Source organism: Tuberibacillus calidus DSM 17572, from assembly GCF_000430685.1.
Taxonomy (GTDB): Bacteria; Bacillota; Bacilli; order Bacillales; family Sporolactobacillaceae; genus Tuberibacillus; species Tuberibacillus calidus.
The window spans coordinates 98346-119308 of the sequence record NZ_KE387193.1; the positions used below are offsets into that span (position 1 = coordinate 98346).

Annotated in this window: 23 protein-coding genes; 4 read left to right on the forward strand and 19 right to left on the reverse strand. The window is 46.4% G+C overall.

Annotated elements, in window-relative coordinates; all coding sequences use genetic code 11:
• Nucleotides 1-204: hypothetical protein (locus tag H532_RS20740; protein WP_211231980.1), on the forward strand; the 204-nt coding region annotated here is incomplete at its 5' end.
• Nucleotides 205-468: 264 nt separating this feature from the next.
• A complete protein-coding gene (asnB, locus tag H532_RS0114630) occupies nt 469-2316 on the forward strand; it encodes an asparagine synthase (glutamine-hydrolyzing) (protein ID WP_027726072.1) in 1848 nt (615 codons plus the stop codon).
• 69 nt (nt 2317-2385) lie between these two features.
• On the opposite strand, the gene trmD is transcribed toward asnB, so the two are convergent.
• The 8 genes from trmD to smc all read right to left on the reverse strand — a co-directional run bounded on the left by trmD (nt 2386) and on the right by smc (nt 10908).
• Entirely contained in the window at nt 2386-3120 is a 735-nt protein-coding gene (gene trmD, locus H532_RS0114635; protein ID WP_027726073.1) for a tRNA (guanosine(37)-N1)-methyltransferase TrmD, read from the reverse strand.
• Nucleotides 3110-3637, reverse strand: a complete 528-nt coding sequence (rimM, locus tag H532_RS0114640; protein ID WP_027726074.1) for a ribosome maturation factor RimM — start codon at nt 3635-3637, stop codon at nt 3110-3112. The genes trmD and rimM overlap by 11 nt, the downstream gene beginning before the upstream one ends.
• Nucleotides 3638-3830: 193 nt before the next feature.
• Nucleotides 3831-4061, reverse strand: a complete 231-nt coding sequence (locus H532_RS0114645) for a KH domain-containing protein (RefSeq protein WP_027726075.1) — start codon at nt 4059-4061, stop codon at nt 3831-3833.
• Between the two features lie 64 nt (nt 4062-4125).
• Complete coding sequence (gene rpsP / locus H532_RS0114650; protein WP_027726076.1) at nt 4126-4398, reverse strand: 30S ribosomal protein S16; 273 nt, start codon at nt 4396-4398, stop codon at nt 4126-4128.
• A 74-nt stretch (nt 4399-4472) separates the two neighbouring features.
• Nucleotides 4473-5819 carry a signal recognition particle protein gene (gene ffh, locus H532_RS0114655; RefSeq protein ID WP_027726077.1) on the reverse strand — a complete coding sequence of 449 codons (1347 nt, stop codon included), beginning with the start codon at nt 5817-5819 and terminating at the stop codon, nt 4473-4475.
• 12 nt (nt 5820-5831) lie between these two features.
• Entirely contained in the window at nt 5832-6164 is a 333-nt protein-coding gene (locus tag H532_RS0114660) for a putative DNA-binding protein (RefSeq protein WP_027726078.1), read from the reverse strand.
• 167 nt (nt 6165-6331) lie between these two features.
• Nucleotides 6332-7327, reverse strand: coding sequence for a signal recognition particle-docking protein FtsY (gene ftsY, locus H532_RS0114665; protein ID WP_027726079.1), 996 nt, complete (start codon nt 7325-7327; stop codon nt 6332-6334).
• Between the two features lie 17 nt (nt 7328-7344).
• The gene (smc, locus tag H532_RS0114670) at nt 7345-10908 is read right to left on the reverse strand and encodes a chromosome segregation protein SMC (RefSeq protein WP_027726080.1); all 3564 of its coding nucleotides are present in this window, start codon (nt 10906-10908) and stop codon (nt 7345-7347) included.
• Nucleotides 10909-11076: 168 nt separating this feature from the next.
• On the opposite strand from smc, the gene H532_RS0114675 reads away from it, so the two are divergent.
• A complete protein-coding gene (locus H532_RS0114675; protein WP_027726081.1) occupies nt 11077-11298 on the forward strand; it encodes a DUF1128 domain-containing protein in 222 nt (73 codons plus the stop codon).
• A gap of 140 nt (nt 11299-11438) precedes the next feature.
• Here the strand turns inward: H532_RS0114675 and rnc are convergent, their stop codons facing one another.
• The 10 genes from rnc to H532_RS0114725 all read right to left on the reverse strand — a co-directional run bounded on the left by rnc (nt 11439) and on the right by H532_RS0114725 (nt 20303).
• A complete protein-coding gene (gene rnc, locus H532_RS0114680; RefSeq protein WP_038112641.1) occupies nt 11439-12179 on the reverse strand; it encodes a ribonuclease III in 741 nt (246 codons plus the stop codon).
• Between the two features lie 120 nt (nt 12180-12299).
• Entirely contained in the window at nt 12300-12536 is a 237-nt protein-coding gene (gene acpP / locus H532_RS0114685; RefSeq protein ID WP_027726083.1) for an acyl carrier protein, read from the reverse strand.
• Nucleotides 12537-12635: 99 nt separating this feature from the next.
• Nucleotides 12636-13370: a 3-oxoacyl-[acyl-carrier-protein] reductase gene (gene fabG, locus H532_RS0114690; RefSeq protein ID WP_027726084.1), complete on the reverse strand. Its 735-nt coding sequence runs from the start codon at nt 13368-13370 to the stop codon at nt 12636-12638.
• A gap of 3 nt (nt 13371-13373) precedes the next feature.
• Nucleotides 13374-14318, reverse strand: coding sequence for an ACP S-malonyltransferase (gene fabD / locus H532_RS0114695; protein ID WP_027726085.1), 945 nt, complete (start codon nt 14316-14318; stop codon nt 13374-13376).
• Nucleotides 14319-14339: 21 nt separating this feature from the next.
• Nucleotides 14340-15350 carry a phosphate acyltransferase PlsX gene (gene plsX, locus H532_RS0114700; protein WP_027726086.1) on the reverse strand — a complete coding sequence of 337 codons (1011 nt, stop codon included), beginning with the start codon at nt 15348-15350 and terminating at the stop codon, nt 14340-14342.
• Between the two features lie 15 nt (nt 15351-15365).
• Nucleotides 15366-15923, reverse strand: coding sequence for a transcription factor FapR (gene fapR / locus H532_RS0114705; protein WP_027726087.1), 558 nt, complete (start codon nt 15921-15923; stop codon nt 15366-15368).
• A gap of 214 nt (nt 15924-16137) precedes the next feature.
• The gene (recG, locus tag H532_RS0114710; RefSeq protein WP_027726088.1) at nt 16138-18177 is read right to left on the reverse strand and encodes an ATP-dependent DNA helicase RecG; all 2040 of its coding nucleotides are present in this window, start codon (nt 18175-18177) and stop codon (nt 16138-16140) included.
• A 6-nt stretch (nt 18178-18183) separates the two neighbouring features.
• On the reverse strand, nt 18184-19074 hold the full coding sequence (gene sdaAA, locus H532_RS0114715; protein ID WP_027726089.1) for an L-serine ammonia-lyase, iron-sulfur-dependent, subunit alpha: 891 nt from the start codon (nt 19072-19074) through the stop codon (nt 18184-18186).
• A 35-nt stretch (nt 19075-19109) separates the two neighbouring features.
• Nucleotides 19110-19769 (reverse strand): L-serine ammonia-lyase, iron-sulfur-dependent subunit beta, encoded by a 660-nt coding sequence (gene sdaAB, locus H532_RS0114720; protein ID WP_027726090.1) that lies wholly within the window; start codon nt 19767-19769, stop codon nt 19110-19112.
• Between the two features lie 171 nt (nt 19770-19940).
• On the reverse strand, nt 19941-20303 hold the full coding sequence (locus H532_RS0114725; RefSeq protein WP_027726091.1) for an Asp23/Gls24 family envelope stress response protein: 363 nt from the start codon (nt 20301-20303) through the stop codon (nt 19941-19943).
• A 215-nt stretch (nt 20304-20518) separates the two neighbouring features.
• On the opposite strand from H532_RS0114725, the gene rpmB reads away from it, so the two are divergent.
• Entirely contained in the window at nt 20519-20707 is a 189-nt protein-coding gene (rpmB, locus tag H532_RS0114730; protein WP_027726092.1) for a 50S ribosomal protein L28, read from the forward strand.
• Nucleotides 20708-20745: 38 nt separating this feature from the next.
• Here rpmB and spoVM read toward each other — a convergent pair whose 3' ends face one another.
• Entirely contained in the window at nt 20746-20826 is an 81-nt protein-coding gene (spoVM, locus tag H532_RS19105) for a stage V sporulation protein SpoVM (RefSeq protein WP_038112654.1), read from the reverse strand.
• Between the last annotated feature and the right edge of the window lie 137 nt (nt 20827-20963).

Below are 20963 nucleotides of genomic sequence, written 5' to 3' on the forward strand. Positions count from 1 at the left end.
GCGGAAAAGCCATTCCGGATCTTTATGGGGCCCCCAACGACGCGCACCCGCAAAGCCCCCATTTTCCTAGGCTTTGCGGGGGTGCAGCGTCACAACCGAATCCACTTTTTTTATTCACTTACCTTCCAGCTTCAAAACCATTCATGCGCTACACAAACCGCGCAAACATTCAAGGAATTAAAAAAACGAGTGCGGAAACTGTAAATAATTGGAGCATATAAGCAGTTTCAGTTCGAACAGCCACCGAAAATGAGCAAAAACCCAATTTATGCGCAATTTTGGGGCTCTAGCCGACGGAAAATGAGCAGACGCTCCATAAAATGGAAAACAGCCAACTTACCAGATTGTTTTTCCATCATATAAGCTGGTTTTGTCCCAATCTCATTTTTTTCTAGAAGGAATCACCGAACAAGCCTAAAAAAAATATGCTATTTTATCATTTCCATCTGAAACGAAAGGATGAATCGTATGTGTGGAATTGCGGCTTTGGTTGACTTCCGAAGAAATGTAAGTGGTGAACGTGAGACGATCAAACAAATGACGGAAACATTATCGAAGCGTGGGCCGGATGACACCAATTATTTTTTTGATCAGTCGGTAGCCTTTGGCCATAAACGGTTGGCAGTGGTGGATCTTGTTGGTGGAAAACAGCCTATGACAAAAGCGTTTAAGGGAAATACTTGCACCATCATCTATAATGGCGAACTTTATAATACCGAAGACATTCGAAAAGAGTTATTAAAACGCGGTCATACCTTTAAAGGCCACAGCGATACCGAAGTTCTGCTTTCCGCTTATATGGAATGGAAGGAGGAGTGCGTCCATTATCTTAATGGAATTTTTGCCTTCGTCGTTTGGGATCAAGCCGCACAAAAAGTCTTTGCCTCTCGAGACCGTTTAGGGGTAAAACCGCTCTTTTATCGGGAAAAAAACGGTACTTTATTAATTGGGTCGGAAATTAAAGCGATCCTCGCCCATCCAGAGGTCGAAACAAAAATTGGTCTTGATGGGCTGGCAGAAGTTTTAGCCTTGGGTCCTTCTCGCACCCCTGGCCATGGCATTTTTCAAGAGATCGTTGAATTGCGGCCTGCTCATTCCTTAACCTTTTCCCGGGATGGTTTGAAAGTTTGGCGTTATTGGCAAGTCAAAAGTGAAGCACATACCGACTCTTTGGAAGAAACGATTGAGAAGGTACGATTTTTAGTTAAAGATGCGGTTGAAAGACAGCTCGTTTCGGATGTACCGGTCTGTACCTTTTTATCTGGTGGTTTGGATTCTAGTGCAATTACAGCCATTGCCGCCAACCATTTTGCGGAAACAGGGAAAGGAGAACTCCATACTTTTTCCATTGATTATGAAGATAATGACCGCTTTTTTCAAAGTTCGGAGTTCCAACCTCATTCAGATCGTGCTTTTATCGATGTCATTGCCCGAAAATTTAACACCATCCATCACCATTGTGTCATCTCCAACGACGATTTGATCCAGTATTTAACGGAAGCGGTTATCGTTCGGGATACCCCCGGCATGGCTGATATCGATTCGTCCCTTCTTTGGTTTTGTCGGGAAATCAAAAAAGATTTTGTCGTCAGTCTTTCCGGGGAATGTGCCGATGAGATTTTTGGCGGTTACCCGTGGTTTTATAAACAGCATGCCCAATCCGTGCAGGGTTTCCCGTGGATTCGCTCATTAGAAGCAAGAAAAGATTTACTAGCGGATCATTGGTTGAGTAAGCTAAATATGGATGAATATATCGAAAATCGGTATAAGGAAACGGTTCGGGAAACACCGTTATTGGATGCAGAAAGCGAGGAAGCATCCGATCGGCGGAAACTTTTTTACTTGAACATGATTTGGTTTATGACCACTTTGCTGGATCGAAAAGACCGTATGAGCATGGGCGCATCGCTTGAAGTACGGGTTCCATTTGCTGATCATCGCATCGTTGAATATGTCTGGAATATCCCTTGGGAAATGAAAACGGCGGATGGAAGGGAAAAGGGTATTTTACGAAAGGCTTTAGAAGACCTTTTACCTAAAGAGATACTCTATCGAAAGAAAAGTCCTTACCCGAAAACGCATCATCCTGCATACACAAAAGGCGTTACTGTTTGGTTGGGAAAAATTCTAGAAGACAAAAGTTCTCCGCTTCACGAGTTTTTTAAAGGGGAAAAATTGCGGGAGTTATTAAGGACTGGTGGAGCCGTCTATCAAATCCCGTGGTTTGGTCAACTGATGACTGGACCGCAACTTTTGGCCTTCTTAGGGCAATTTCATGTATGGTTTACTGAATATAAAATTTCTGTTGTTGAATAAGATGAAAAAACATCATGAAAAAAGAGGCCGGGACAAAAGCGTTGAGAAGGTTTTGTCCGAGCCTCTCTCTTATTTTTCGTTCTTGATTTCCTCAAGCAATGCCTTTTCCACTTCATTCAACGCGTAGTTTTCGAGGAGGTCCGGCCGGCGCTCCAAAGTGCGGCGCAATGACTCTTTTTTTCGCCATGTTTCTATGCGTGCATGGTTTCCTGATAATAACACATCCGGCACCTTCATGCCGCGAAAATCAGCCGGTCGCGTATATTGCGGATGCTCGAGGAGTCCCGTTGAAAAGGAATCGGTGACGGGTGATGCTTCATTTCCCAGAACCCCCGGTAAAAGCCGTACGACGCTGTCAACAATGACCATTGCCGCGAGCTCCCCGCCGGTTAACACAAAATCACCGATCGAAATTTCATCGGTCGCTAAATGCTCGCGGATCCGTTCATCATATCCTTCGTAATGACCGCAAATAAAAATTAAGTGCTCTTCTTTGGCCAGCTCCTCCGCTTTTTTTTGCGTGAACCGTTCTCCTTGCGGCGTCATAAGGATGACGCGTGCATCCGACGCCGTTTGCGCTTTAACATGATCAACCGCATCAAAAAGCGGTTGTGGCATAAGGACCATGCCGGCCCCACCGCCGTAAGGATAATCATCAACTTTTCGATGTTTGTTATCCGCAAAGTCGCGGAAATTCGTGACGCGGAATGAAACAAGCCCACGTTCAGACGCCTTTTTTAAAATGGATTCTTGAAAAACACCGGTAAACATGTCCGGAAACAAGGTTAAAATATCAATCTTCATCATCGACCAACCCCGGCATGAGTTCGACGTCCACACGCTTGGTCGCCGGATCCACCGATTTCACGACATCAGCAATATAAGGCAGCAAAAGATCCTTTTTGCCTTTTCTTTTAACGACCCAGACATCATTTGCGCCAGGTGAGAGAATCTCGGATATGGTGCCAAGCCGCTCGCCTTTTTCATCAAAAACCTCACAGCCGATGATTTCGTGGTAATAAAATTCGTTCTCTCCCAATTCCGATAGTTGGTCCTCACTCACGTATAAGGATTGCCCTTTAAACCGTTCGACATCATTGATATTGTTAAAACCTTCAAATTTGAGGAGATCAAAATTTTTATGCCGGCGATGGCTTTCGACAACCACTTCTAACTTTTCCGATGTACGATTCTTCCCGACGTATAAATGGCTGCCCGTCGCATAGCGCTCTTCGGGAAAGTCCGTATGGCTGATCACGCGTACTTCACCGCGAATCCCATGCGTATTGACGATTTTTCCGACAAGATACCATTCCTTCACTGTAGACACCTCTTTTCAATACATGTGTGCGATGAAAAGCCGCGCGCCTTTTATGTATGTGATCATGTTGAGTAGTCAGCATTTAAACCTTTTTAGGCAAAGCTAGCTCGTTCATTAACATGATGCTAGCCGAAAAAATGCTCGACTTTCTACCCAGTAAAATAACAAGGGAAGGATGCCTCCTTCCCCCGTTTTATTCTCTGATGGTCAATGTTGCCTTTTCGTGATGAGCCAGTCCCGCCGCGTGGACGACGGTGCGGATCGCGCTTGCCATGCGGCCTTTCTTACCGATGACCTTACCCATATCCGCTTTGTTAACAGTTAAAATATATGTCACTTCATCGTTATTTTGTTCTCGTACAACTCGGACATCATCGGGATGGTCGACAAATGGCGCGACGATCCCTTTAATGAGCTCATCCATCCAACATCACCTCAAATAATAATTCGACCGGATGCTGAAATCCGCCGAGAAACTTGCCGTTTCCTTATTTAGAGTTTCTTTGGTTATGAAACTTCTCTAAAATGCCTTGTTTGGAGAACAAATTGCGGACGGTATCCGAAGGCTGAGCACCGTCGGAGAGCCATTTTAAAGCTTTTTCTTCATTGATAGAGACTTCAGCCGGTTGAGCTACCGGATTGTAAGTCCCGATTTGGTCAATAATCCGGCCGTCGCGCGGTGAACGAGAATCTGCAACAACAACGCGATAGAACGGGCGTTTTTTAGCCCCCATGCGTTTTAGACGAATTTTTACTGCCATTGTGTGACACCTTCCTAATATGTTTCTTAGTGTTTTAGTTGTTTATGTGAACGATGGCTTCATCGTTACATCCATTACATAAAGGGCAGATTAAACAAGCCTTTTTTCTTCTTGCCTTTTGTCATGCCCATCATTTGCTTCATCATTTTCTTCATGTCTTTAAATTGCTTCAGCAAGCGATTGACATCCTGAATCGATGTCCCGCTGCCATTGGCAATCCGTTTTTTGCGGCTGGCGTTAATGATATCGGGGTCGGCTTTTTCTTGTGGGGTCATCGAGCGAATGATGGCCTCGATATGACTCAGTTGCTTTTCGTCAATTTTGACGTTTTTTAAGCCCTTGACCTTATTCATACCTGGCATCATTGCCAACAAATCTTCGAGCGGCCCCATTTTCCGAATTTGCGCGAGTTGGTCCAAAAAGTCATCCAAGGTAAAGCTTAAATCGCGCAGCTTCTTTTCCATTTCTTTGGCTTTTTCTTCATCCACACTCGCTTGGGCTTTTTCAATCAAGGACAGCACATCGCCCATGCCGAGGATGCGGCTGGCCATGCGATCAGGATAAAATGGTTCAAGAGCATCGAGTTTTTCGCCCGTTGCGGCAAACTTGATCGGCTTACCGGTAACGGCCTTTACCGACAGGGCAGCCCCACCGCGCGTATCGGCATCCAGCTTCGTTAAAATTACCCCTGTGATATCGAGGCTTTCATTGAAGCTTTCCGCGACATTCACCGCGTCTTGACCGGTCATCGCATCGACCACAAGGATGACTTCGTCAGGGTTAACGGCGGCTTTAATTTGCCGCAATTCCTCCATCATCGCCTCATCAATGTGCAAACGTCCTGCGGTATCGATGAAAACGATGTCGTGATGGTCAGCCTTTGCTTTTTCCAAGCCTTGCTTGGCAATATCCACAGGATTGGCTTGGTCGCCGAGGGAGAACACCGGCATATTTAATTGTTTTCCAAGCGTCTCCAATTGCTTTATCGCTGCCGGTCGATAAACGTCGGCGGCTACGAGAAGCGGGTTTTTATTCAGCTGCTTGCGCACATAATTGGCAAGTTTTCCGGTTGTCGTCGTTTTACCGGCGCCTTGCAAGCCAACCAGCATGATGACGGTCGGTGGCTTTTGAGCGATCTTTAGCTTACTGACTTCTGAGCCCATCAGTTCTGTAAGCTCATCCTGAACAACTTTAATCACTTGTTGCCCCGGTGTCAAGCTTTTTAAAACTTCTTGACCGACGGCCCGTTCTTTCACTTTGTTAATAAAGTCTTTAACGACTTTAAAGTTAACGTCGGCTTCGAGCAGTGCCAAGCGCACTTCCCGCGTCATTTCTTTGACGTCAGCTTCGGAAACCTTGCCTTTACCCCTGATTTTCTTAAACGTTTCTTGAAGTCGGTCGGCTAAACTTTCGAATGCCATGTTAACCGCCTCCTAATCCAGGTTCTCAAGTAAGCGAATGATCTCAACACTTCTTTTGATATCGGGCGCCTTGGCTAGAAGCGCCTCTTTCAATTCCTGAAGCAGCTTCGTGCGGCGGTTGTATTTCTCATACAGGCCAAGCTTTTTTTCGAAGGCTTCCAATGCGCTTTCCGTCCGCTTGAGATTATCGTATACCGCTTGGCGACTGACCCCAAACATTTCAGCGATTTCACCGAGGGAATAGTCATCGGCATAATAAAGATCCATATATTCCCTCTGTTTCGGTGTCAAAAGCGGTTGATAAAAGTCATACAGGGCGTTAAGGCGCATCGTTTTCTCCAGCAGCATGATACCACTTCCCGTAAAGTACTGACACTTTACATCCCTATCATATCGGCAATTATCATGTGTGTCAAGTCTTTTTTCTTAACAGCTTTTTCACATGAGTTTATAAGGGCCTGTTCGCACGTCGATCGCAGTGTTCGTCCATCGGAAACGTAACGGTGGCGACCCTATTCGGCATCGCCACCCGCTTCTGTCATCATTTCGGAAAATAGACCGTAAACAAAGGCATCGGCATCGAAAGGCTGGATGTCATCAATACCTTCACCAAGTGTGACAAATTTAACAGGTAAATCCAATTCATGTCGGATGGCAAAGACGATGCCTCCTTTGGCTGTCCCATCCAGCTTTGTTAACACGATGCCGGTGACGTCTGTTGCTTTGCCAAATTCCTTTGCTTGAGAGAGGGCGTTTTGGCCGGTGGTCGCATCGAGCGCCAAAAGGACTTCGTGCGGTGCTCCTGGAAATTCACGGCTGATGACGCGCTTGACTTTTTCCAATTCCTTCATTAAATTGACTTTATTTTGCAAGCGCCCAGCCGTATCGCAAATTAACACATCGACTTTCCTGGATTTGGCCGCTTGCAGCGCATCATAAATGACAGCTGCGGGATCGGAACCTTCTTGATGTTTAATGACATCAACCCCTGCGCGCTTGCCCCAGACTTCCAATTGATCGATCGCTCCAGCGCGGAAAGTATCGCCCGCTGCCAAAAGCACGCTTTTTCCTTCCTGTTTAAAACGGTTAGCGAGCTTGCCAATCGTCGTCGTCTTGCCGACGCCATTGACACCAACCATTAAAATCACCGTCGTTCCATCCGGGTTCAGGCGAAGTTTTGTTTCTTCCTCGTCTTTTGTTAACATTTTGGCTAATACTTCAATGATCACATCTTGTAGTTCGCTCGTCTCTTTGATGTTTCGCGATCGGGCTTGATCTTTTAATTCATCAATCAAATCCATAACGGTATGAACACCGACATCGGCGGTTATTAAGATCTCTTCCAGTTCTTCAAAAAATTCCTCGTCGACTTTTCTGTAGCGTTTCACGAGGTTATTCACTTTTTGCGCGACGGAATGGCGGGTTTTAGACAAGCCATCCTTAAATTTTGATGTCACGCTCTCTTTTTGCCCGGCGAGTTTCTCTTTCAATTTTTTAAAAAAGCTCATGTAAACTCCTCCCGTGATTAGCCGACCAATTTTTCTGTATCCTCCAAGCGTACCGAGACAAGTTTGGATACACCGGATTCCTGCATGGTCACGCCATACAATACATCGGCTTGTTCCATCGTTCCCTTTCGGTGGGTGACGACGATAAATTGGGTTTCACGGCTAAAATTTCGTAGAAAATCCGCATAGCGGTCGACATTGGCATCATCAAGCGCCGCTTCGACTTCGTCCAATACGCAAAACGGGACTGGACGAACTTTTAAAATCGCAAATAAAAGGGCGATGGCCGTGAGCGCCCGCTCGCCGCCGGATAATAATGAAAGTTGTTGCAATTTCTTTCCGGGCGGCTGGGCTAAAATATCAACGCCGCTATATAAAAGGTCATTTGGGTCTGTTAACTGCAAATCGGCATGACCGCCTCCAAACAATTGTTTAAAGACGATTTGAAATTGTTCGCGGACGCGTTCGAACACATCCCCAAAGCGCTTCCGAACTTCTTCATCCATTTCATTGATGACGTTTAACAGCGTTTGCTTGGCCTGCAGGAGATCTTCGCGCTGATCCTTCAGAAAGCGTAGTCTTGTCGAGACCCGTTCGAATTCTTCGATGGCGCCGAGGTTGACATGACCGAGTTCATCGATCGCCCGCTTTAACAATTTCACTTGTTTACGAGCTTCATCGGGTTCCATGGTCAGCGGATGGCGCTCTTTTGCCATCTCATAACCGATGTGGTATTCTTCCCGCAAACGGTCAAGCAAATTATCGAGTTCGACATCGAGCCGCTCTAAGGCTATTTCATCGCGGCGCAGCGCTTCTTCTGTCCCTTTATATATCCGTTTTAATTCCTTGAGTTCTTCTTCTCCAATGCGCAATGTCTCGGATAATTCTAAGCGCATCTTCCGCCTTTCGGCAATCCAAGCATTCAGCCGCTCTTTGTCTTTTCGCCCTTCTTCAATGCTTTGGACCAGTATTTCTTGATTGCGAATTTGGTCTTGAAGTGAAGAATCCAGTGAGGCGACCGCCGATTTGGCTTGGTCAAGCTCCTTGGCAATCATCTTGAGCTGCTCTGAACGTTGGACCGTGCGTTCGGATTGGGTGGCCACCACTTCTTTTTGGCGGGCATAAGCCACTTTTAATTCGGTGATTTCATTTTGAAGCTCAACTTTCGCTTCTTCTTGATGTTGTTTTTGATGGGATAACTTTTCAATATCCCGATTGACGGCTTCTTCCTGCTTTGCGCTTTCAGCTAACGCCTTAGTGAGGGCATCAAGGCGCGCGGTAAGTTCCGCTTTTTCCTGTTCAAAGCGCTCTTGGTCCCGATTGTAGAGGGCGATGCGTTCATTCACGCTTTTTTCGACGAATCCCATTTCTTTGGCTTTTGCTTCAAGCGTTCGCACCTCATCAGCTAACAGAGCTTCTTGTTTTTCCAATGTTTGCCGACGCTTATCATCGGCTTGCAGCGCTTCCTTCAGCGTCTGTATTTCCTGAGCCAGTGCGGTGCGCTTTTCTTTCATTTCCGCTAATTGTTTTGTAAGGCTTTCGATTTCACGGCCGCGACCGAGAAGATTGACGCCAGTCGTTTTTCGGCTGCCGCCGGACATGGCGCCACCGGGGCTGACGACATCGCCATCTAAAGTGACGATGCGATACTTATAACCAAGCAATCGCGCAAGTTCATTTGCGCCTTTCAAATCTTTGGCAACGACAATCGATCCGAGCAAATGCCCAATCACCGCATGATAGGCGTGATCGTATTCCACAAGCGCGGCCCCTGTGCCGACAAACGCGGAATGATCTTGCACGGCTTGAAGCTCGCGGTCTGGAATCCAGCGCGGTTTGATTACAGAGAGCGGCAGAAAAGTGGCTCGACCCGCTTTCTTCGCTTTTAAAAACTGGATCGCCTCGCGCGCATGTTCTTCGCGGTCGACAACGATATGCTGCATCGCGCTTCCCAAAGCGGTTTCAATCGCCACTTCATAAGCCCGGTTCGCTTTAATAAGCTCAGCGACCGCGCCTTTAATTCCTTTTAACGGCTTGCCTTTTGCTTTTAGAACCGCCTTAACGCCACCGAAAAAGCCGGCGTAAGCCTCTTCCATTTCCACAAGCATCCCGCGGCGCGCTTCCGCTTGGTCGATCAATTGATCGGCCTTCTGTAAAGCTGTGCGCCGCCTTTCCCAGTCGGCTCGCTTTTGATCAAGCTCCGCTAAAAGTCGGTTCAATTCTTCTTTAATGGCTTGCCATTCAGACGATTTGGCGCGAAGTTCCGTTTCAACGGTTTTCTTCTCCGTTGCCACTGATGAAGCTTGTTCGCGAATACCTGCTTGTTCATTTTCAAGCTGAGAAGCTTTCTTTTCAATTTGCGCCAGTTGTTCTTCAAGATAGCGTTTTTCATTGCGCATGGCAGCAGCCTGATTGAGTTGTTCAAAATAATCATTTTTCAGCTTTTCAAGACGTTGCTCCAAATCTCTTTCAAAATGATCCAGCGCCTCGGTTTTCTCCCTTAGAGCCGCTTCCAGTTGGGCAAGCTGCGCTTTTTGTGCTTCGAGCGCTTTTTTTTCCTTAATCAACGCTTCTTCTTCCCGTTGCTTTCTTGCCTCAAGGTCTTCGATTTGGCGCTTAAACCGCTCGGCATTTTCTCTCGCGTGTTTGCGCCGCTCTTCCAGGACCTTTTTTTCACCTTCATATTTTTCTTGGAGTTCACTCGCCAAAAGCAGCGCTTCCTGCAATTCATCAATCGATTCATCGAGGGCTTGGATATACGTCCTGAGGCGCTCGGCTTCTGCTTCCTGTTTAGAAATAGCGGAAGACTCATCAAGCGCCTTTTGTTTTAAAGATTCAACGGATTGGGCGCGCTGTTCCCATTTCTCATGGGTCGCGCCGATGTCATGGGCGAGAAGCGCCACTTCGATGGCCTCGAGGCGTTCCTTTTTATCCAAATAATCCTTGGCCACGGACGCTTGCTCTTCGAGTGGTTCGATTTGTGAATCAAGTTCATAGATGATGTCTTCTACGCGGTTTAAGTTTTCTTGGGACTCTTCCAGCTTTCGCTCGGCGCTTTGCTTTCGGAGCTTATATTTTAAAACACCAGCGGCTTCTTCAAAAATTTTCCGTTTTTCTTCAGCCTTGCTGTTTAAAATATCATCAATCCGGCCTTGTCCAATGATAGAATAGGCTTCTCGGCCGAGCCCTGAGTCCATGAACAAATCCACAATATCTTTTAACCGGCATTTTTGCCCATTCAGCAAAAATTCACTTTCACCAGAGCGAAACACACGGCGTGTGACGCTGATCTCACTATAATCATAAGACAGGTAGTGGTCATTGTTATCGAGAACGAGGGTGACTTCCGCCATATTGAGCGGCCGTTTTTCTTCACTACCGCTAAAAATGATGTCTTCCATCTTTGACCCGCGCAACGATTTGACCGATTGTTCACCCAAGACCCAGCGGATGGCATCCGTGATATTGCTTTTTCCGCTGCCGTTCGGGCCAACAACCGCCGTAACCCCCTGTGAAAAATCGATCGTGATTTTGTTGGCGAACGATTTAAAACCGATGATTTCTAATTGTTTCAGGAACATGAAAAATCCTCCCGTGCACACTAGCCCCTTTATTTTATACTAACAGAAGGAGGAAATAAAGACGAGATACAATGGACACATGTGGTTTGGTTGTAAAACATATATTATTTTACAAATCACTTGATATGTGGCACGCTTTTATTAATCACGGAAATTGGAGGAACGATCATGGATTTAAAAACGGCTAACCTGGCCAATATACAAACGATGCTGGAAGGTATCAAAGATAAACTGCAACTCGTCAATCGCGATGTTCTTAAGGCGGAAGCCATTTCGTTTGACCGTTATGAGGATCTTTACGCCTTATATCAAATGATCATGAAAAAACCGTCATTCAGCGTCCTTGAGAGGGAAGGCATTTTAGATGAACTCAGAGCGTTAAGAAAATAAATGCCACTTGACGGTTGAATACTTTGACCTATAGTTCATGTGATAAATTCAATTCGTAAAGAATAAAAAAAGTTGACTCAAACGGTTTATCCCATCAATGATGATCAAAAATCTTTTTGACGGGACCCCGTTCATTTGAGTCAACTGTTTTCTTTTTTAAGGCTTTGAATCGCAACATGTGCCGCCATCTGTTCGGATTCTTTTTTCGTTCTTCCTTTACCAGTTCCCAATACCTTTCCATTTAAGCAGACATTTGAGACAAATTCTTTGTGATGGGCGGGTCCTTTTTCCGAGACGACCTCATAGTCCAACACACCTAAGTTTTGACGCTGCACCATTTCTTGTAACTGACTTTTATAGTCGGCCATTTGTGAAAAAACACCTGCGGAAATTTTAGGATACATCACGGTCTCGAGAAAACGGTCGACGACATCAATGCCTTGATCGAGATACAAAGCCCCGATAAAAGCTTCAAACACATCCGCTAAAAGCGCCGGACGCGTTCTCCCTCCTGTCGCTTCTTCTCCTCTACCAAGAAAAATCATTTCACCGAAACCACACGCATTGGCCAAGATCACGAGAGAGGGTTCACAAACGATCGCAGCTCTTAGCTTCGTTAATTGTCCTTCTTTCATGTCCGGGAAGTTTTTAAATAAAAAACGGGACACCAACAGTTCCAATACGGCATCCCCTAAAAATTCGAGCCGTTCGTTATCCGACCTGACTGTTAATCGGTGTTCATTGACATAGGATGAGTGGGTAAAAGCTTGTTTTAGCAACGCTTCGTTCTCAAAGGTCAATTGGTAGTCGTTTAAAAAGGTATGTATCTTGTCAAGCTGTTTTCGATCGGATTGTTGTAGGCCGCCCCTGTTTTTAGTCAAATCTAACACCTCGCACACAAGCTTACGTTTTATTATTGACGAACCGTCTTGTGAACATAACATGCTTCATTTTATTGGAAAAGTCCCGGACAACATCCGGGACTTCATTCATTCCTGAAATTACTGATGGTTTTTTATGTATTCCACTACATCGCCAACAGTCAGGATTTTTTCAGCATCCTCATCGGAAATTTCGAGATCGAATTCGTCTTCCAATTCCATAACGAGTTCAACAACATCGAGAGAATCAGCTTCCAAATCTTCTTTGAAGGAAGATTCGAGTTTGACATCGGCTTCGTCGACATCTAATCGATCTGCAACAATTTTTTTGACGCGTTCAAAAATGTCTTCGGCCACGCTTGTCACCTCCCCTCAGGGATTCTATCAATTAAAATTGAAAATGGCAATAACCTGTCTCCAATATTGTAACCGCGGATTGTCCATTGAGTCAATCACTTACATGACCATGCCGCCGTCAACACACAAGACTTGTCCCGTCATATAGTCACTCGCTTCTGAGGCAAGAAAGCCGACAACTTTGGCGACATCCTCAGGCTGCCCGAAACGCGCGAGCGGAATTTGGGCGAGCATCGCTTTCTTAACGTCTTCCGGCAGAGCTTCCGTCATGTCCGTAGTGATAAAACCCGGGGCAACGGCATTTACCGTGATGTTTCTCGCCGCCAATTCTCTCGCGGAAGACTTCGTCAAGCCGATCACTCCGGCTTTGGCCGCGACATAATTCGCTTGGCCGGGATTGCCGATGATACCGACAACTGACGCCATATTAATAATTTTACCATGTTTTTGTTTCATCATGACCCGCGATACAGCTTTAGTCATATTAAAGACGCCTTTTAGATTGGTATTGATGACGGCATCCCAGTCCTCTTCTTTCATGCGCATCAATAAATTATCCCGCGTGATCCCGGCGTTATTGACGAGGACATCCAAAGAACCAAAGGTTTCCGTGACGGTTTTTACCATCTCTTGCGCGGTTTCCGCAGAGCTCACATCACCTTGAAGCGCAAAAGCTTCGGTTCCTAACGCTTTGATTTCTTCAACGACAAGATTCGCTTTTTCGGCATTGCCGGCATAGTTTACGGCCACGCGATACCCCATGCGGCCGAGCTCGAGTGCCACGGCGCGGCCAATGCCGCGTGAAGCACCAGTCACTAAGGCTGTTTTTCCCACGTCTTATTCTCCTCCTTTTAACGCTTCGATCGTCTTGATCAATTGATCCTGGTCATAAGTCGCATACATTGTAGCGGTTTTATCGATTTTTTTGACCAGGCCCGATAACACCTTGCCGGGACCGACTTCAACAAACGTATCCACACCAAGCGATCGCAGTTTTTGAATCGTTTCAATCCAGCGAACCGGTGAATAAAGCTGTTCAATAAGCAGACGTTTAATGTCGTCTTTTTCAGTGACAAAATCAGCCGTGACGTTGGCAACGACAGGAATTTCAGCATCTTTAACGGTGATTTCCGCCAATACCGCCTTCATCTTTTCGGCCGCCGGTTTCATAAGCGAAGAGTGGAACGGACCGCTGACATTCAATGGAATGGCGCGTTTGGCCCCTTTTTCTTTGGCAAGTGCGGACGCCTTTTCCACCCCTTCCTTCGTTCCGGAGATCGCGATTTGTCCAGGGCAATTTAGATTGGCAATTTCCACCGTATCGCCTTGTTGGGACACTTCGGCGCAAATCGCTTCGAGATCTTCGGCGGCTAATCCAAGGATGGCCGCCATGGCTCCTACCCCAGCTGGAACGGCTTCTTCCATAAACAGCCCGCGCTGCCTGACCGCATATACGGCGTCTTCAAACGACAGAGCGGAAGCAGCCACCAAGGCGCTATACTCGCCAAGGCTATGGCCGGCAACGTAATCAGGGGTGATCCCGGCTTTTTGCAATAAAGATAAAGCAACCATGCTTGCTGTCAAAATCGCCGGTTGGGCGTTTTCCGTCAACGTCAGACGTTCTTCTGGCCCATTCTTAATAATATCGGATAAAGCATAACCTAGTCGTGCGTCGGCTCGGTCAAGCCATTGACTACCATCAGGATCATGAGCGACGAGGCTCTCAGTCATCCCGACAGCTTGGGAGCCTTGTCCCGGAAAAATAAAAGCAATTTTCCCCATCTAAAACAACCTCCTCCGTGACTAATTCGTCACATCCCATTTGTCTTTCGTTTTTAACACGGTTTCGTAGATCGTGCCGACGACATTTTTTTCGACAATGCGACAGGCTTGTTGAATCGTCGTAAAAATCGCCTTGGCATTGGAAGAGCCGTGGGCTTTAATCACCGGTGCTGCTAAACCAAACAAGCATGCTCCCCCGTAGCTCGAGTAATCCATCATTTTTTTAATGCTTTTAAATTTTGGATATAAAAGTGCTGTAGCTATTTTTGAATAAAAGGAGCCCAAAAGCTCGGTTTTAATGATGGAATAAAAGGCTAAGGCATTACCCTCAATGCTTTTTAAAACAAGATTTCCAGCAAAGCCGTCGCAGACGACGACGTCGACATCTCCGTTCATAAGATCACGCGATTCGATATTACCAGTAAAATGAATCGGTGCTTCCCGCAGCAATTCATAAGCTTGCTTGCTTAATTCATTACCTTTGCCCGGTTCTTCACCGATATTCAGCAAGCCAACTTTTGGCGTTTCAATTTCCAACACCTTATTAGCATAAATCGAACCCATAATCGCATATTGAAGTAAATGTTCAGGTTTAGCATCCATGTTGGAACCCGCATCCAGTAAGAGGAAACCTTTACCCTTCTTGATCGTCGGTAGTGTTGGGGCTAAGGCTGGTCGATCGATTCCTTTGATTCGTCCGACTCCGAACAACCCAGCAGCCATCAGCGCCCCAGTATTTCCCGCGGAAATCACGGCGTCGGCGCGCCCTTCTTTCACTTCCTGAATGGCTAAGACCATGGACGCGTTCTTTTTGGTGCGAACCGCTTTGACGGGTTGGTCGGTCGCCTCGATTTTTTCCGGTGTATGTAAGATGGAAAGGCGTGGCTCGCTTCCGACAAGCGGTTTGATTTTCGCCTCATCACCCACCAGCGTAATATGCATTTGAGGATTTGCCTTAAGAGCGGCAAGGGAACCCTTGACGATTTCCTCTGGGGCATTGTCCCCTCCCATGGCATCAATGGCTAATCTCACGCGTTGTTTTCCTCCTCATTTCTTTTGTGATCGATACATCGTGAACGTACCGAGGAAGACGACTTCTCCCTCAACATAGCTTTTCACTTCAACGATCGTAAATTCACGTTCTGCTCGGATCACTTTAGCTTTGGCAACGACCCGTTCGCCTTCTTTGACTTGCCGTTTAAAAACGACTTCACATTTTGCGGTTAGGGCCAGTTCATCATCGATGACAGCCACTGCAAGGGAATTCGCTTGAGCAAAAAGATGATGACCGCGAGCAATACCCGTTCGGGAAAAAACATGTTCTTTGCGAATATCTAAAATGGAGATGGCGGATTGGTCGAGTTTAAGATCGACCACATCGCCAATGACTTCATCAGGATTAAGCGCTCGAAATTTATCCAAATTTGCGGCTGCCATTGTTTTAATGCGTTCGCGCAGTTCAGGGATCGCCAATTCCAAGCGGTCAAGTCGAATCGTTTGCACGCTCACCTGAAAAAGGTTAGCCAGTTCCTCGTCTGTTACAAATGGATTTTGTTGAATGGCCGCTTGGAGTAATTCTTGTCGTTCTTTCTTTCTTTTTTTCATTTTGCCACCACCGAAATCGATGTCACACGGTTCAAACCGTGAGCATCAGCCGAAATGCAGCCAAATTTTACACCAATTTTTATGACTAGGTACTAAACTAAGTATATAAAGAAAGCGGGGAGGAATCAAGAAAGAAGGCAATGACAAGATGAAAAACCTTTATTTGATGAAGGTCATCCTTTTTCGCCTTCTCCTCCGCGCTTTGTTTGTTGACTCAATCAAATCGTTCGCTTTCCAAAAGGCCGTCACGCTCTAAACGCTCCCGTAATCCTTCGTATTCAGGCGCCTCCCAGAACGCTTTTGATGAAACCATTTCGCCCGCATCGCGGCGGGCAACTTCCAATGCGCGATAATCGTGAATGAGGTCCGCTATTTTAAAATCGGGAAGACCGCTTTGTTTATACCCGAAAAAATCACCCGGCCCCCTAAGTTTTAAATCATATTCTGAAAGCTTGAAGCCGTCCGTCGTTTCCGTCATGATTCTCATCCGTTCCCGAGCGGTTTCCGATTTGCCATCAGCAATCAAGATACAGTATGATTGGGCATCCCCGCGCCCGACCCGGCCGCGCAATTGGTGCAATTGCGCAAGGCCAAAGCGTTCGGCATCATAAATGACCATCACAGTCGCATTGGGAACGTTGACGCCGACTTCAACAACTGTCGTTGAGACGAGGACATGGATGTCGCCGCTTTTAAAAGCTGTCATGACAGCCTCTTTTTCTTCCCCGGACATACGCCCGTGTAAAAGGCCAACATGAAATTCTTTAAAAAATTGCGTTAAGTAATTGTGTACATCAATGGCGTTTTGCACATCCAATTGTTCCGACTCTTCAATAAGCGGGCAGATCACGTAGGCTTGCCGGCCTGCTTTTAATTCTTTTCTTATAAAGGTCAAAACCGCCTCTAATCGGTCGTGTTTGACCCAGGCTGTCTTAATTTTCTTACGCCCGGAAGGCATCTCGTCAATGGTGGAGACGTCCATATCCCCAAATGCCGCAATCGCCAGCGTCCGCGGGATGGGTGTCGCCGTCATAAAAAGCACGTCGGTTTGTTCTCCTTTAGAACGGAGGGCTCGTCTCTGTTCGACTCCGAAACGATGCTGTTCATCGGTCACCACGAGCCCCAAGTTGGAAAAACGGACCACCTCTTGAATGAGAGCGTGGGTGCCGATGACCACATCAATGTCACCATTTTCCAGATCTTGAAGTCGCTTTCTCCGTTCCTTTCCTTTCACCGCACCAGTGAGTAAAGCGACCTTTACATCAAAAGGCTGAAACAACTTGGACAGCTGTTCGGCATGCTGTTCAGCTAAGATTTCCGTCGGAGCCATGAGAGCTCCTTGAAAACCTGCTTGAACCGCCGCGAATAAACCGATCGCACAAACCACTGTCTTACCAGAGCCGACATCCCCCTGCAACAGGCGATTCATGCGGAATGGCGATTTTAAATCGGTCAAAATCTCATCCACTACCCGCTCTTGTGCCTTCGTTAATGAAAATGGCAAAGCGTTGATGAAACGCTCCATTATTTTTGGATCAAAGTTTTTGGCGACCCCCGAGCCTAACTGCCGATGACGGGTTTTAAGTATTTGCAGTTTCAATTGAAACAACAAAAGTTCTTCATACACCATGCGGCGTCTCGCGTGCTTCAACGATTGGCGGTCTGTTGGAAAATGCAATTGCCGCAAAGCCTGCAATCGTTCTGGGATTTTGTATTTCTTCCTGAGCGCTTCAGGGAGTAAATCATTCGTAGGATTTTCACTGACATAGTCAAGGGCATTGCGGATGATTTTCCTTAAACCTTTAACCGTCAAATCTCCCCTGACGGAGTAGACGGGTTCAACCGTTCGCTTTTCGCTCGGATTTAATTGGATCTCAGAAGCGGTAAGTGTCGCGTTATAGGCATCCCATTTTCCCACAAGCAAAACTTGGGTGCCTTCGGATAACCTTTTTTTCAGAAAGCCCCGATTAAAAACGACCGCCGTTATTAAGTAATTACCTGAGAACACGCGAAAACTTAATCGCGATTTTTTTTTCGAATAAAAACGGAGAGAAGGCTCACTATGAACCTTCCCGATGATTGTTATTTTTTCGCCGTGGGCGGCTTGAGCTAAATCTTTAGGTTGATAATTATCATAGCGATAGGGAAAATGTTCGAGCAAATCACCGACAGTTATAATGTTTAAACTTTCTAAATCGCGGACAGTTTCGGGTCCGACGCCTTTAATGACACTAACCGGTAACGTTTCCAACATCCCAAGTTATCTCCCCGAGCTGGTTTGCGATCCAAAGATTTTCTCTGCGAGCCTTCGGCCGGTCGGCGTCGCCGCCAAGCCTCCTTCTGCCGTTTCTTTATAAATGGTAGGCATCCGGCGCCCAACGACATGCATCGCTTCAATTACTTCATCACATGGAATCACGCTTTTAACCCCAGCCAAGGCGATATCGGCAGCAACGATGGCTTGAGCCGCTCCCATAGCATTGCGCATGACACATGGCACTTCGACAAGACCGGCCACTGGATCACAAATCAAACCGAGCATGTTTTTTAAAGCAATGGCCATAGCATGGGCGCTTTGTTCAGGTGTTCCACCCGCCATTTCGACAGCAGCGGCCGCCGCCATCCCTGTTGCCGAGCCGACTTCGGCCTGACAACCTCCAGCGGCTCCAGAAATGGACGCATTATTCGCGACGACAAATCCGAACGCCCCTGCCGTAAAGAGGAAGCGGATCATCGCTTCACGGCTCGGGTTCAATTTCGGCTTTAAGCCGAATAAAACCCCTGGAACAACACCGGCTGAGCCAGCGGTCGGTGTAGCACAAATTTTCCCCATCGCCGCATTGACTTCATTGGTCGACACGGCCTTACTGACAGCATCGAGCAATGTATCTCCGGATAAAGTTTTTCCTGATTCCATGTATTTTTGAATCAGTTTCGCATCGCCACCGGTCAATCCGGAGCGTGAACGAATGTTTTCATTAATGCCGCGTTCGACGGCTTTTTCCATGACCTCTAAATTCCGACCCATTTGTTCCATGATGTCTTCCCGGCTTCGGCCGGATTCTTCTATTTCCATCCGAATCATCACTTCGGAGATCGGAATCTTTTCGGTTTCGGCAATCTGCAAAAGTTCTGCGACAGTTCGAAACATGTTGAAGTCCTCCTTAAGTAAGATGATGTAAAGTGTCAGTCGAGGGTAACGACATTCAACATGCCCGGCAAATGTTTAATCTCCTCACAGATGCTTTGACTCACCGTTTGATCGGTTTCGATCACCATCAAAGCCGTGCGCCCTTTGGCACGTCGAGACACTTCCATATACGAAATATTGATTTCATGCTTGGCCAACACGTCAGCGACTTTGGCAATCGCTCCGTATTGGTCACGATGAACAACAAAAATGGCTGGCTGATTCCCGGATAAGCGAAGGGTATAGCCATTCAGTTCGGTAATTTCAATTTTGCCACCGCCGATTGAAACGCCGACGACTTCTAATTTTTCATCGCCTTTTTCCAAGACGAGGCGGGCGGTATTCGGATGCTCCATCTCCACGGCTTCTTCGTGAAACGTCACTTCCATCCCCATTTCTTCAGCCAATGTCAGCGCTTTCACGATGCGGTCGTCAAAGGTGTCAAAATCGAGCAACCCTCCGACCAAGGCAATATCCGTGCCATGACCTTTATAGGTTTTAGCAAATGAGCCGTATAAATAAATCGTCACTTTGTCGGGCAATGTGCCAAAAAGATGGCGGGCTACCCGTCCAATCCGTGCCGCCCCCGCGGTATGTGAACTAGAAGGGCCCACCATGACCGGACCTATAATATCAAAAACGCTTCGATATTTCACGTTGCATTCCTCCCCAACGCCCTTTAATTGACGGCGATCACGTCATCACAACAGGCTGGGCGCCTTCAAAATCTCAACCTCTATATTATAATGTTCTAGAAGCGAATTGGCCAACGTCTCCACTCCATCGCTGTTCACACTTATAGCATAAATCAAATTGAAGGTTCCACGTCAATCGTTTTCCAAGCGGACACCTTGAACAAAAATGTTAATCGCACCGACAGCAATGCCAAGCATTTGATCCAGCGTGTGTTTTACTTTTGTTTGCACGTTATGGGCGACCTCTGAGATTTTCGTTCCGTAACTGACAATGATGTACATATCAATCACGACATCTCCATCTTCATGACGGACGATCACACCGCGACTCGGATTGTCCCGGCCAATCAACTCGGTAAGCCCGTCCTTGATCTGCCGTTGTGAAGCCATGCCGATAATACCATAACAATCGACGGCTGTCCCACCAGCAATCGTTGCAATGACTTGATCGGTTATCTCAATCATTCCGTAATCCGTTCTCATTTCAATAGACATGAGGAGGCCTCCTTTGCAATAACTCTAGGCTTTTCCTATTTTTTATTGTACACTATCGCAAAAGGCAATAAAAGCGGGAAAGGAGAAAACCCAATACCCCCATCCTTAGAACATTTTCTTGCGTGGAAAGGGATATAGTGGTATCATATTAGCGTGTTTGTTTTCGTTACTTTGACCCCGAAGCTTCGTCTGGGGTTTTAAGGAGGTTGAATGGAATGGGAAAAAAATGCTATGTTACCGGTAAAACGACGAAATTCGGTCAAAACCGTTCGTTTGCTGAAAATAAGACAAAACGTAAATTTAAAGCAAATCTTCAAAAAGTACGGATCCTTGTCGACGGTAAACCTAAACGCGTCTACGTTTCCACCAAAGCGTTAAAGGCTGGTAAAGTGGAACGGATATAAAGGTAAACAAAAAAGCACCGATGATTGGTGCTTTTTGTTTACCCTTTTTTAAACGATCCCAAGATCGCTCGGATGAAACCACCCAAAAATCTCGGCAATTTAATGGTATAAAACTTCATAATTCTCCTCCTTGCTTGGCCCCGTTTCTTTATCTATAAACCTATAAATAAGATGATGCATGTTACTAGTATATTCATGAAATCCGAAATAGTACCACACCATGCATCAATTTCACAAAAGTTTATTGTTTCCCTAA